General features: G+C 37.0%; 13 protein-coding genes. 10 read left to right on the forward strand and 3 right to left on the reverse strand.

What is annotated here, in order from left to right; all coding sequences use genetic code 11:
* Positions 1-209 precede the first annotated feature (209 nt).
* Entirely contained in the window at positions 210-1,457 is a 1,248-nt protein-coding gene (locus H9632_RS06855) for a helix-turn-helix domain-containing protein (protein WP_191703373.1), read from the forward strand.
* A gap of 92 nt (positions 1,458-1,549) precedes the next feature.
* On the opposite strand, the gene msrA is transcribed toward H9632_RS06855, so the two are convergent.
* Entirely contained in the window at positions 1,550-2,071 is a 522-nt protein-coding gene (gene msrA, locus H9632_RS06860; protein WP_191703374.1) for a peptide-methionine (S)-S-oxide reductase MsrA, read from the reverse strand.
* A gap of 231 nt (positions 2,072-2,302) precedes the next feature.
* Between msrA and H9632_RS06865 the strand changes: the two genes are divergently transcribed.
* The 3 genes from H9632_RS06865 to H9632_RS06875 all read left to right on the forward strand — a co-directional run bounded on the left by H9632_RS06865 (position 2,303) and on the right by H9632_RS06875 (position 5,018).
* Positions 2,303-3,241 (forward strand): LCP family protein, encoded by a 939-nt coding sequence (locus H9632_RS06865; protein ID WP_191703375.1) that lies wholly within the window; start codon positions 2,303-2,305, stop codon positions 3,239-3,241.
* Positions 3,242-3,315: 74 nt separating this feature from the next.
* Entirely contained in the window at positions 3,316-4,545 is a 1,230-nt protein-coding gene (locus H9632_RS06870) for an AI-2E family transporter (RefSeq protein WP_191703376.1), read from the forward strand.
* A gap of 83 nt (positions 4,546-4,628) precedes the next feature.
* Positions 4,629-5,018 carry a cysteine synthase gene (locus H9632_RS06875; RefSeq protein ID WP_191703377.1) on the forward strand — a complete coding sequence of 130 codons (390 nt, stop codon included), beginning with the start codon at positions 4,629-4,631 and terminating at the stop codon, positions 5,016-5,018.
* A gap of 352 nt (positions 5,019-5,370) precedes the next feature.
* Here the strand turns inward: H9632_RS06875 and H9632_RS06880 are convergent, their stop codons facing one another.
* On the reverse strand, positions 5,371-6,534 hold the full coding sequence (locus tag H9632_RS06880) for an aminotransferase class I/II-fold pyridoxal phosphate-dependent enzyme (RefSeq protein WP_404829010.1): 1,164 nt from the start codon (positions 6,532-6,534) through the stop codon (positions 5,371-5,373).
* Positions 6,535-6,696: 162 nt separating this feature from the next.
* On the opposite strand from H9632_RS06880, the gene H9632_RS06885 reads away from it, so the two are divergent.
* The 6 genes from H9632_RS06885 to H9632_RS19055 all read left to right on the forward strand — a co-directional run bounded on the left by H9632_RS06885 (position 6,697) and on the right by H9632_RS19055 (position 12,496).
* The gene (locus H9632_RS06885; protein WP_191703378.1) at positions 6,697-7,497 is read left to right on the forward strand and encodes an ATP-binding protein; all 801 of its coding nucleotides are present in this window, start codon (positions 6,697-6,699) and stop codon (positions 7,495-7,497) included.
* Positions 7,498-7,667: 170 nt separating this feature from the next.
* Positions 7,668-9,032, forward strand: coding sequence for an FAD-binding oxidoreductase (locus H9632_RS06890; RefSeq protein WP_191703379.1), 1,365 nt, complete (start codon positions 7,668-7,670; stop codon positions 9,030-9,032).
* A gap of 11 nt (positions 9,033-9,043) precedes the next feature.
* The gene (locus tag H9632_RS06895) at positions 9,044-10,024 is read left to right on the forward strand and encodes a TRAP transporter substrate-binding protein (RefSeq protein ID WP_191703380.1); all 981 of its coding nucleotides are present in this window, start codon (positions 9,044-9,046) and stop codon (positions 10,022-10,024) included.
* 15 nt (positions 10,025-10,039) lie between these two features.
* Positions 10,040-10,507 carry a TRAP transporter small permease gene (locus tag H9632_RS06900; RefSeq protein ID WP_191703381.1) on the forward strand — a complete coding sequence of 156 codons (468 nt, stop codon included), beginning with the start codon at positions 10,040-10,042 and terminating at the stop codon, positions 10,505-10,507.
* Positions 10,507-11,775: a TRAP transporter large permease gene (locus H9632_RS06905; protein WP_191703382.1), complete on the forward strand. Its 1,269-nt coding sequence runs from the start codon at positions 10,507-10,509 to the stop codon at positions 11,773-11,775. Before H9632_RS06900 ends, H9632_RS06905 begins: the two co-directional genes overlap by 1 nt.
* A 16-nt stretch (positions 11,776-11,791) precedes the next feature.
* Positions 11,792-12,496 (forward strand): FadR/GntR family transcriptional regulator, encoded by a 705-nt coding sequence (locus H9632_RS19055; RefSeq protein WP_191703383.1) that lies wholly within the window; start codon positions 11,792-11,794, stop codon positions 12,494-12,496.
* Between the two features lie 64 nt (positions 12,497-12,560).
* Here the strand turns inward: H9632_RS19055 and H9632_RS06915 are convergent, their stop codons facing one another.
* Positions 12,561-13,361, reverse strand: coding sequence for an enoyl-CoA hydratase/isomerase family protein (locus H9632_RS06915; RefSeq protein ID WP_191703384.1), 801 nt, complete (start codon positions 13,359-13,361; stop codon positions 12,561-12,563).
* Positions 13,362-13,515 lie beyond the last annotated feature (154 nt).

Consider the following 13,515-nt stretch of genomic DNA (forward strand, 5'->3'; position numbering starts at 1 on the left):
TAACAAAAGTACAATATTTCCCTTAATTTGTAATGGAAATGTTATTTCACTTTAATTAAAAGGATGCTATGATCTCGCTTAGCATTCTTTTTTTATGATTTTGCAGTTTAAATCATTAAACTTTTAGTTAAGATATTGTAAAAAATCTGTATTCATAGTTTAATTAGAATATTCAGTCGAATATTTAGGTAAGAAGTGTGGGTGAAAAAGTGAATATATTAGGAGAGCGTATAAAAAAGCTAAGAAAAGAAAAAAAATTAACACAAACTGAAGTCGTTGGTGAGCGCTTAACAAAAGGAATGCTCAGTTTAATTGAAAACGGAAAAGCACAGCCATCAATGGAGAGTCTTTGCTTTATCGCAAAGCAGCTTAATGTGGACGTAAGCTACCTACTTGATGATGGGACAATGACAGCTCTTCGAAACTTATATACGGATATTGAGGAAGATGTAGAGCGCAGAAAGCTAATTCGTGATCCAGATGAACTTCAATCATTAACAATTAAAATGATTGAAAAAATCGAACCATTTTTAACTGAAATCCAAGGAACGAACTATGAACAAATTAGATTAAGAGAAGTCTATTTCTTAATGAATCGTACAATCAATAAGGCAAAATCATTGGATGAGTATTGGAAATTCATTGATCAATACGAAGAGATCCATGCATACAGCCGCATGTTACGTTGTTATTTCTATCTATGTCTATCATCAATCGAACAACGTAATTATAGTGAAGCTCTAAGTATTTTAAAACAAGGTGAAGAAAAAGTAGCGCCATATGAGCTAATGATTGATCCGATGGTTAGAATCGACTTATACTATAATTTAACTATTTCATACTCGGCAGTCGATGATGTCCGAATGTCCGAACATTATTTACAAAAGGCATTGGAAATGGCTAAGAAATTGCAAATTTTTTATCGTATGGACCGCTTTTATCACTTGCTGTTTATCCAATCGATTGCTGGTGAAGATTATGAGAGAAGTAGGGAATACATAGAAAAATTGAGACTTTTATCCGAATTCGCAGAAGAACCTACAATATCCATCCTCTTTTTATATAGTAAATTACACTACTTAAATAATGTTGAAAAAAACTACAGGCAAATAGCTCCTGAAATTCAGCATTACAAGGTAAAGCTTCATAATTATTTATTCCTATTTAAAAATCCAATATTCATCGGGGAAGAAATGTATGCGGAGTTTAAACTGAAAAACTATACAAATGTCATTCGAATAGGGGAGTCTTTAATTATTCCGAGTTATCTTCACCATCCAATAGATTTGGCTAAATATTATCGCTTCTTCGCGGTGCGTGCTTTAGCTTATTATTATGAAAATGACGAAGTGGCTGCTAAGCGCGACATTATATTTGCCAAAAATGGGGTGGAGGATTTCCCTTCAACGATCTATAAAAAATTCATTTATGAAGCATTTAATGAAATCTTCATGTGAAAAATGAACACGAATTAAAATAAAAAGCCGTTCAAACTTTACAAATAGTAAAGTTTGAACGGCTGTTATGTCCTAGCCTTTTTAAGGTTAAGTTATTCTTTATCCCAGTAGTTATTTAAAAACTCATCTCGACCTGATTTTGCACGGTCTTCTTTATAAAGAGCTTCTTCTTTTTTATAATAATCTTGGTGATGCTCTTCTGCTGGCCAGAATGCAGAAGCTTGTCTAATTTCAGTCACGATTGGCTTTTTAAATCGGCCACTTTCAGCTAATTTTTGCTTTGACTGTAATGCTGCTTCGTGCTGAACGCTATTATGTGTAAAAATTACGGATTTGTATGACTCGCCGCGATCATGGAACTGGCCTCCCGCGTCAGTAGGGTCTATTTGCATCCAATAGATTTCCAACAGTTTTTCATAGCTGAATACTTCCGGGTTAAATATGATTTGAACTGCTTCAACATGACCGGAATTACCCTGCTTTACATCTTCATATGTTGGATTTTCTACATGACCACCCATATAGCCACTTGTCACTTTTTCAATGCCATCCCATTGATCGAATGGTTTGACCATACACCAAAAACATCCACCTGCAAATGTTGCCTTTTCCATTATGTAACACTCCTTGTGCTGCCGAATTTATATACATCGGAGCTGAATATAGAACAAATTTCATAAGTAGTTAATTGTTGTATTCTATCATGTATATGTATGTCAATCAATGATTACAATTGATATTAAACAGAAAGCTGTGTGCTTTAAATGGTATAATCATGATAATTTGAAACTAAATATAATTATAAATCGTCTAAACTTCACGTAATTAGAAAGGAAGTAGTATCAATGGAAGAACAGACGCGTCAAACCCGTTATAAAAAGAAAAAAATCCGAAAAGGCAGGGTAATTTTTTTAATCCTCTTTTTAGTCATTATTGGCTCAATTGGTTATAGTTATGTTCAGTTTCAAAATGGCCGTGATTTAGCAAGTGACAACAAAATTCCAGTCGAGGGCTTTGAACCGGATGATAACCACCCGACTGTTGAAAATTACCTAGTTTTAGGGGTTGATACACGGGGGGAGGAAAAATCACGTACCGATACGATGATGTTGCTATCCTGGAACCGTGATACCAATGATATGAAGCTCGTTTCCTTCATGAGAGATATTTATGCAGAAATTCCAGGCTATCAATCATATAAACTTAATACCGCCTATTACTTAGATGGTGTTTCATTACTACAAAAAACACTAAACAATATGTTCGATATTCCTATTCATCACTATGCGATGATTGATTTTAGAAGCTTCGAAACATTAATTGATATTTTAGCGCCAAATGGAATCGAGATGGACGTTGAAAAGGACATGGGCGGATTAATATATGTGGAACTGAAGAAAGGTGTCCACAATTTGAACGGAAAAGAATTACTTGGGTATGCTCGTTTCCGTGCAGATGCCGAAGGGGATTTTGGACGAGTTGCACGACAACAAAAAGTAATTGAAGCCCTAAAAGATGAATTATTATCACCAAGAAATGTAGCCAATATGCCCAAATTTGTTGGTGCAATGCAAGGCTATATTACAACTGATTTAACAAGTAAGGATCAATTAGCTACCGTTTTAAAAGCCGTTGCAGGCGGCAAGGTAAATATTGAAAAATTAACGATTCCTGCTGAAGGAACATACAAATTTGCTAAGTACCGTCACGCGGGTGAAGTAATTGAAATCGATAAGGAAAAAAATAAACAAATATTGCATGATTTTTTAAATTTAAGCGAGTAAGCATTAGATGTAATTTTCTAATTCATGCTAAAATGAACATATAGTAAATTTTGTCGATATATTGGGGTGGTCTTTTGGAGAAAAAAGTAGAAGAAAAAAGTAACAATCAAGTACCGCAAGAAAAATCTAATTTTTTCTCATCGATCTTTATTCGTTTTCTAGGCGGAAAAAATTTATTGTTCTTATTAGTGGTCATCTTATTAATCGGTTGTACAGTATTCATCTACGATAAAATTGCGTTTGTTTTTGAACCATTGCATGTACTATTCGAAGTGATCATTTTACCGGGTGTGTTAGGGGTAATTTTATTTTACCTATTACGTCCTCCGTTAAAGCTGTTAGTGAGATGGAAAGTACCACGCGGGTTGGCAATTTTGATTTTGTACATTGTAGCAATTGCATTAATCACTTTGCTTGTTGTTCTTGTATTCCCGTTTTTGCGAGACCAGTTTACAAACTTAGTACAGGAATTTCCTGTAGTGCTTATGTCTCTTGCCAATGATTTATTAGTCTTTTTAAATAACTCTCAATTCAATGAGTATTTTGAGAAAATCAATTTTGATTACAATAAATTATTGACTGATTTTACCGGCAGCTTTATTGAAACAGTGAAAGATACATTGACAAGTGTTGCGTCAGGCGTAGCGTCAGGAATTACGGGACTTGTATCTACAATAACAGGAATCGTTTTATCACTCGTCATCGTTCCTTTTATTACGTTTTATCTATTATATGAAGGTGAAAAGATGCCTCGTTTTATTTTACGTCTTTTTCCACCTCGTATGCGCCTACGTATGGGGGAAGTCCTGCATGACATGGACAAACAAATCAGCTCTTATATTCAAGGTCAAATTTTAGTGTCATTTTGTATTGGCGTCATGATGACAATCGGGTTTTTAATCATTGGCATGCCTTATGCATTACTATTAGGTTTCATAGCCATGATAACAAGTGTAGTCCCATACTTAGGTCCAGCAATTGCCGCAACACCAGCAGCGATTATTGCCATTGTAAATTCACCATGGTTGTTATTGAAGTTAATTATCGTATGGACAATTGTACAATTAATCGAAGGGAAGTTTATATCTCCTCAAATTATGGGTAAATCATTAAGTATTCATCCGATTACGATTATTTTTGTATTATTAACATCCGGTTCTCTATTTGGTGTAGCTGGTGTCGTGTTAGGTCTTCCTGGCTATGCTCTAATTAAAGTTCTTATTACACATACGTATCGAATATTTAAAGAGCGCTATAATCGCTTTCAAACAGACGAAACGAATTTGTATGAAGATTTAAAATAAAGAACATGGGGGTGTCCTGAAATATTCAGGGCACTTCCTTTTAAAATCATTCGGTTGATTTCTTATTTTATGGGGGAATTCACATGTTAAGTAAATGGTTAACAACAGTAGAAGAAAACGGCGTGAGAGTAGAAACAGTTATTGAAAAAACAGACCTTGTTGAAGGTGATGTGCTTAATGGTTCTGTTTACATTACGCCACTTACAGATGATGAAGATGATAAAATTGACTACATTTCATTAAAAGTTCTTTGCGAACAGGCAAACGGAGAAATATCCGTTATTGGTAAACATTCCTTTGAAGTGGTCGGCACTATTCGATCAAAAGATGCGGAAATTATGCCTTTTGAAATTATGCCAGATGAGCGTTGGGTATGTGGAGTAGATGAACGACTTATTTTCCAGACGACTGTAATATTTTTAGATGGAACAGAAGTCGAAGAAGTTGGTTATATTTCTTATGATACTGAGTAAGCATATAGAGGCCGGGACAAAACCCACCTCAAAATAAACAGCCGTTCAAATTTTACGATAAGTAAAGTTTGAACGGCTTTATTTTTGTATCTACTTCGTAGCCGTTGTTCTCCGTTACGGCGGACGCTTTCCTGGGGGCACGAGGCCAACACGATGTTGGTCACAAAAGCGTTGCCACAGGACGTGGCGTTTTTAGCTTTTGTTCCTTTCGCTCTCCCTCGTGCTCCTGCGATTACTCGTCGCAAAGTAAACTTTGCTTGTTCCCCTGGGAGTCGCCGCCTTCACTCCGAACAACTATTTTTCCCTCTATATCAAGTAAATCCCTACATAATTTTTGTCCCAGCTTAATTCTTTAGACACGAATTGTTTTTAACTTTTCCACGGCTTTCTCAAGTAATTCGACTGGTTGTACTAATGCTAAACGCATGTATCCTTCACCTGCTGAACCAAAGACCGTGCCAGGTACCATAACAACGCCAATTTGTTCAATTGCTTTAAAGGCAAAGTCAATGCAATTTATATCGTAAGGGTATTTTGCCCAAACGAACATTCCTCCATCACTAGGTGCAACTTCCCAGCCTAATGATGTCAAACCTTCCATCAATGTTTTATGACGCTTCGAAAAAGTCTTTCTTAATTCGTCTGTAATTTCCTCAGAGTTGTCTAACGCTAATGCTGCAACTTGTTGAATCGGTTCAAAAATACCGAAATCTAAATTGGATTTTAACTGCTTCATTATTTCAACTAATTGTGCATTACCTACAATGTAGGCAATTCGGGTACCAGCTAGGCTAAAGCTTTTTGATAAGGAATTGATTTCCAATCCAACTTCTTTTGCTCCTGGTGTTGCAAGGAAGCTAATCGGTGCATTGCCTTTGAAGTAAAACTCTGAATAGGCTGCATCATGTAATACAATGATATTGTATTGCTTCGCGAATTCAACAACTTCTTTAAAATATTCCAGAGATGGCATTGCAGGTACTGGATTACCTGGTAAATTCAATATTAGTAATTTTGCCTTTTGTAGAACTTCTTCAGGAACAGCTTTTAAATCGGGTAAATAATCGTTCTCTTTTGTTAAAGGCATATAGTAGGGTGTTGCACCCGCTAAATGTATCCCGGCATCATAGGCAACATAAGCTGGATTTGTTGTTAATACGACGTCTCCTGGATCACAAAAAGCAACAGGCAGATGTACCAAGCCTTCTTGAGAACCGATTGTTTGTACTACTTCAGTTTCTGCATTTAATTCAACACCGTTTACTCGTTTATAGTAGTTACATACTGCTTCATTAAATGTTTGAATACCCGTTAATGTATAGCCATATGAAGAAGAAAGTGCCGTAAGCTCCGACATTTTTTTGCGTAAATTTTCAGCTGGAGGGATATCTGGACTGCCTAAGCTTAAATCAATCAATTCCATCCCATTTTGCTGTTGGCTTTTTGCATGTTTTTTTAAATCCCCAAATATTGCTGGGGCAAATAAAGACATTTTTTTTGACGGTTGGATATTCAATATGTAACACTCCTTAAAACTTTCAAATGTAAGCACCATTTTATCATACTCATCACGTATAATGGGGAGGAAATCAGAAAATAGAGTTATCTTCATACACAAAAGCATTAAATTGAAATAGAGTAGCTATTTTTTACTGTATAGATAGAAGGGAAGAGACTGATGATCATCTATTCTTTAAGTGGGCCGAGTGGAACTGGTAAAAGTACAAGTGCGCTACAATTTGCTCACGAACAAAATATTCAGGCAATTATTGATGATGGGTTATTTATTGTAAATGGTGAAAAGGTAGCCGGTACGTCAGCAAAATTTGAGAAAAATACATTAAAGGCAGTGCGTCGCGCAATTTTCGATGATGATGTACACAAAGAGGAGATTTTAAAGGCTATTCAATCCTATGAAGTGAAATCAATCTTAATTATAGGAACATCGGATAAAATGACTAAAAAAATAGCCGCGCGTTTAGAGATTGGCGAAATTAACCATTTTTATTATGTACAGGATATTCGAACAGAAAAAGAAATCCGTATCGCTAAATATATTAGAGAAGTACAAGGAAAGCATGTTATGCCGGTACCTTACAAACAAGTAGAACAAAATTTCTTTAAACGTCTAGTTCAGCGTGGGAAAGAGATTTTCTCTTCTACTCAAGTGAAACTAGGGGAAACGACGATTGTACAACCTGACTTCCATCAAAATAGTGTGTATATAGCACGTTCAGTTTATCTAGATGTTTTGGAACATGTACTCGAGCAGCAGAATCAAATCACAAAATTTGAAGTGCCGAATTTACAAATTGAAGGAGTTCCGCAGATGAACATTAATATTTATTTAAGATTACCTGTCCACTATCATGTTCCCACTTATTTATACGAAGTTCAAAAAGATATTGCCGATGTATTTTCCCATCAATTCGGCATAGAACCGGAAAAAATTAATTTACAGTTAAGAGGAATTAAATAACCGTTAAAAAGGGCTGACATTAATACGTCAGTTCTTTTTTTAAATTATTAACATATAAATCTTAAAAATTAATTGTATTTTTAGAAAAATAAATATATTCTAAATATTAAGAAGTATTGGTTGGACCAAATGATTGTTGGTATAACCAAAAATCAAAAAGGGGATGCATTATGAATTATATTGAACAATTACAGGATTTATTATCACATGAACAAGTGACAACAAATGATGTTTTACGTGAACAGCATGGGAGAGATGAATCTTACCATGAACCTCACTTACCAGATGTGGTCGTTTATCCAAAATCAGTAGAAGAAGTGAGTGCGGTTTTAGCCTTCGCAAATGCGCAGCTTATACCAGTTGTACCATTTGGTTTAGGTACAAGTCTTGAAGGACATGTCATTCCAACAAAAGGCGGGATCTCACTTGATTTGTCACTTATGAATGCTGTGCTTGAAGTACGGTCAGAAGATTTTTTAGTAAAGGTCCAACCTGGTGTTACACGTAGTCAATTAAATAAGGAACTAAAAAAACACGGCATGTTCTTTTCTGTTGATCCAGGGGCAGATGCAACACTGGGAGGTATGGCTGCTACGAATGCAAGCGGGACTACTTCTGTGCGCTATGGGATTATGCGCGATCAAGTTCGTGATTTAGAAGTCGTTTTAGCGAATGGCGACATTATCCACACAGGCGGGCTAGCTGCCAAGTCATCATCTGGCTATCATCTAAACGGGCTTATGATAGGTTCAGAAGGTACACTTGGTGTCATTACGGAGTTAACATTACGAGTTTACGGTATTCCGGAAAAAATAGTGGCAGGACGTGCAACATTTAATACTGTCCAAGAAGCCGTCAATTCAGTTGTTGCATTAAAGCAGGCCGGGATTCCAATGGCACGCATTGAGCTTGTTGATAAAAATAGTATTGAACAGGTTAATCATGCTTCGGGTACTAGTTTTATAGAAATGCCTACGTTATTTTTGGAATTTCACGGCAATGAATCTGGTTTACAGTCCGATGTTGTCTTTGCAACAGAACTATTGAATGATAATGGCTGTACGGGTCTAGCTTTTGAACAAGATGAACGAGCTCGTAATCAGCTATGGGAATTGCGTCATAATCTGGCCTACACTTACATCCATTCAGCACCAGGAAAACGCTTAATGTCTACCGATGTAGTAGTTCCGATCAATTCATTGCCGGAAGCGATCGAAAATTCCCGCAAAAAAATTGAGAGCATGAATATCAACGCCGGAATTGTCGGACATGTTGGTGATGGGAACTATCATATTTTACTCATGGTTGATATGAATGATCCACACGATATATTGCAGGCAAAAGAGCTTAATGAGCATGTTGTGGAATTCGCATTATCATTGGGTGGTACTTGTACAGGTGAACATGGTGTCGGTAGCGGCAAAGCAAAATACCAACGACTTGAGCATGGGTTAGCATACGACTGGATGAAACAGATTAAACAAATATTTGATCCAAACAACATTATGAATCCAGGTAAAATATTCATTGATTAGGGGAATTGGAGATGAAAAAATTCGTTTGCATAGTGGGGCTTGTATTGAGTTTTGCACTTTTATCGGCTTGCACAAGTTCAAATGAAAGAGAGCAGTATGTTTTATACGCAGGACATTCACTTGCAGCAGATCATCCGTTCGAGTTGTCGATGCAAGAGTTAAAGCAACGGGTTGAAGAGCGTACAGACGGGAGAGTCATTATTGAAACATTTCCTTTAAGTCAGCTCGGAGCCGAACGTGAGCTGATTGAAGGAGCTATGCTCGGTTCAGTAGACATGGTTGTCTCAACATCAGGACCGATTATGAATTTCGTTTCAGATTTTGCTGTACTTGACTTGCCATTTTTATTTAACGACCGAGAAACAGCAGTAAACATTTTGGAAGGTGAGATTGGGGATGAGATGTTTGAGCAATTACGGGATATTGGGATTATCGGGTTATCTTGGGGAGAAAATGGTTTCCGCCATGTGACAAACAGTATCAAGCCAATCGAAACACCTGATGATTTAAAAGGGTTATCCATGCGTGTGCAGGAAAACAAAGTATTTATCTCTGCATTTAAGGAGCTTGGTGTTACTCCTTCTCCTATGGCTTGGACTGAAGCGTTAACTGCGCTTCAGTCAGGTGTAGTAGACGGGCAGGAAAACCCAATCTTAGTTATAGATAGCTACAAATTATACGATGCCAATCAAAAACATATGACGCTAACAGGACATGCCTATTCTTCGGCAGTGTTTATGATGAGTGAACATGCATATAACCGTTTACCGGAAGATCTACGCCAAATTGTATTGGAAGAAGGTCAAAAAATCGGTGCATATGAACGACAACTCGTTATTGATATGGAACAAAAGGCACTCGCTAGACTTGAAGAACAAGGAATGGAAGTTGTAGATACTATTGAAGTGAATGCATTCCGCGAGAAAATTATGTCTGTCTATGATAGTGCAAAAAACCAAAAGCTATTACAGCGTATTTTAAATGAGCAGTAGGATAGGAGAAAGACAATGGTGAGATTAGTAGAAGGGGTAAATAAAGTTGTACATGGTATTTTAATTGCCTTGATGGTGGTACTTGTTATTTCGGTATTTTGTCAAATTACGTTCCGCTTTTTTGACTATTCTATTGCCTGGACAGAAGAACTATCACGGTATTCCATGATTTGGATGACATTTTTAGGGGCGGCCTATGCAGTAGCAGCCCGTGCGCATATTGGCATGGAATTATTAGTTGACCGGATGGAAGGCCTTATTAAGAAAGCTTTTATCGTGCTAAGCGCAGCAGTTTGTCTAGTGTTTTTTGTACTCATGGTCGTTAAAGGCTTTGAACTATCCATGCGTGTAATGAATCAGCCGTCAGCAGTATTGCAAATACCGATGGGGATTGTCTATTCAGTCATTCCTATTAGTGGGCTAATTCTTGTGATGAATTTATTCTATATCACCACAAAACAACTGAAAGGAGAGCTATCTTAATGGCAGATATTATTCTTTTCGTTGTATTGCTCATATTAATTTTTATTAATGTTCCAATTGCAATTGCTCTAGCGATGGCAGCAACGACATTTTTCGTAATACAAAGTGAAATGCCCATTGTAGCAATCTTCCAACGTATGTTTAACTCGATAGACTCTTTTCCATTACTTGCAGTTCCTTTTTTCCTGCTTGCCGGTAAGTTAATGGAGTCAGGTGGAATTTCCCGTAGATTAATTCATTTAGCGGAAGTAATGCTTGGACGTGTACGCGGTGGATTGGCATTAGTATCAATTATTTCATGTGCCTTTTTCGCTGCATTATCCGGCTCTGCTGCTGCGACAACAGCGGCGGTTGGTGCCATTATGATTCCTGCTATGGTGAAAAAAGGCTATGATAAAAGCTTCTCCACTGCTATTCAGGCTGCAGGAGGAACAATCGGAGTCATTATCCCTCCAAGTGTCCCACTTGTATTGTTCGGCGTCACAGCAAGTGTTTCAATAAGCGATCTATTTTTAGCTGGAATAATTCCCGGTATATTTGTAACGTTTGCTTTACTTGTACTGGTTTACATCGTTTCGATTCTCCAAGGTTACGGCGGGGGAGAGAAATATGATTTCAAAGAATTTTTCTTAGCTTTAAAGGATTCTATTTTAGCTCTAATGATGCCTGTCATTATTTTAGGCGGTATTTACAGTGGGTTTTTTACCGCTACAGAAGCGGCTTTAGTTGCGGTAGTATATGGGTTAATCGTAGGAGTATTTATTTACCGCGAAATTACTTTAAAAGATTTGTATCACATATTTTCATCAGCAACTGTCATGAGTGCATCCATTTTATTTATCATTGCTGGCGCATCTGTTTTTGCCTATTACTTAACGCGCGAACGCATTCCGATGCAAATTACAGAAGCTTTATTAAGTGTGACGGACAACTGGATTTTTGCATTGCTTATCATTAATTTCATATTACTGATTGTCGGAACATTTATGGAAACAGCGGCAGCTATTTTAATTTTAACGCCAATATTAGCGCCTGTTGCGACTGCACTTGGTATTGACCTTGTTCATTTTGGAATTATAATGATTGTTAATTTAGCGATTGGATACATAACACCACCAGTTGGGTTAAACTTATTCGTAGCCAATAAAATAGCCGGAACGAAACTTGAAGGTGTAATGCGTGCGATCATACCATTTATACTTGTCATGATAATTTGTGTATTAATCATCTCATTCGTTCCAGCACTTAGTTTATTTTTAGTGAAATAGTGAAGGTGTGAATCCGGTGACTTCAACAAACAAACAAAAGGTTTATGAAATCATATTCCAAAAAATCCAACATGAAATTGCTGCTGGTCATTTAAAGATTGGCGATAAATTGCCTCCTGAACGGGAACTTGCCGCGCTCTACAGTGTAAGTCGCACGTCGATACGAGAAGCACTACGGTTATTGGAAGTCAGTGATGTAGTGGAAATCCGACAAGGTGATGGGACATTTATCAAAAATAAATCCCTTCATCAAGTACAGGACCCATTATCAAATGTACTATTAAAAACTGATAAAGTCGTTTTATATGAGATGCTTGAATTAAGGCTGATTCTGGAATCTCAGTGTGCAGCACTTGCTGCATTACGAGCAGATGGTCATGACCTTGAAAAAATTGCGCAATCAATTGAAGCGATGAAAGCAGCTGAGGATAATGAAGAGGCTGGGCTACAGGCAGACTTCGACTTCCATATGGCAATCGCAAAATCGACCCATAACAGCGTACTTGAACAAATGATCGCGTCTTTGGAACCGCACATGCAAAATACAATTGAAGCAACGCGCAAACATCGATTATCATCAAAAGCAAATATCACGCGTACATTTGATGAGCATAAAGCGATTTACCTAGCTATTAGCCGAGGGGAAAGCGAAAAGGCGAAGTTACTTATGGAAGACCATATTCGGACAATTCGTGAAGAAATCTCGGAATTATCGTTTTAAAAATCTCATCACTTAATGAAGAACGCCGCAAATTTTGAAATCTAATTTGCGGCGTTTTACTATTTTATTTACGTTGTTGTCTGGAAAAAGCAGGTTGGCGTTTTTCAACAAAGGCACGTACACCTTCAGCAAAATCGGTTTGAGAAACGAACGATGAAGAGCCTTCCCATAGTGCTGGCGTTGAATCAACACACTCTTTTACAGAACGCTTAACAGCAAGAAGTGAATCCGGTGACATCCCGGCTACTAGTTTTCCCATGCGAATGGCAAAGCGATTCAAATCCTTTTCCGAAACTAAATAGTTTAACATTCCTGCTTTATATGCCTCATCTGCTTTATACATACGACCAGTAAATACAAAGTCTTTCGTTGCAGAAGGCCCCACTAAATCAACTAAACGCTTAGCAAATTTATTATTTAATGTGATACCAAGCTTTCCAACGGGAATCCCCATTTTCGCTTTATCCGAACCAATGCGGATGTCACATGCAAGTGCAAGCTCTAACCCAGCACCCATTGCCGGTCCATTAATGACACCGATAACAGGCAATGGTAAATTTTCAATTGTAGAAATTGTTTTTTCCATATGTACAAAAGCTTCTTCGGCTTTTTCCAAGGAAATTGAATTGAATTCTTTAATATCAGAACCCGCAGTAAAGTTCTCTCCAGAACCTCGTAAAAGCAACACTTTATTTTTAGGATTTTCCAACGTCTTTAGTGCAATGTTTGCTAATTGATCCCACATATTTGCCGTCAACGCATTTTTAAGCTGAGGTCGATGAATTGTGATAATGGCAATTCCAGCTGTCTCCTGATAAATAATTTTTGCTTCTTCAGCTTCAAGCCTTGTAGTACGCACTTGCATAAATATCCCCCTTAAATCATTTATACCAATTATTATAGACGATTATTAAATCATTAACATTTAATTAAGAATTTTCAAGAAAAATGTTAATATGTTAAGCAAATCTATACTCATATCTTGTTAAATTTATTTAAGAGAATGGTACAATATGGTT

The sequence above is a fragment of the Solibacillus merdavium genome, assembly GCF_014836935.1.
In the GTDB taxonomy this organism is placed as follows: domain Bacteria; phylum Bacillota; class Bacilli; order Bacillales_A; family Planococcaceae; genus Solibacillus; species Solibacillus ferritrahens.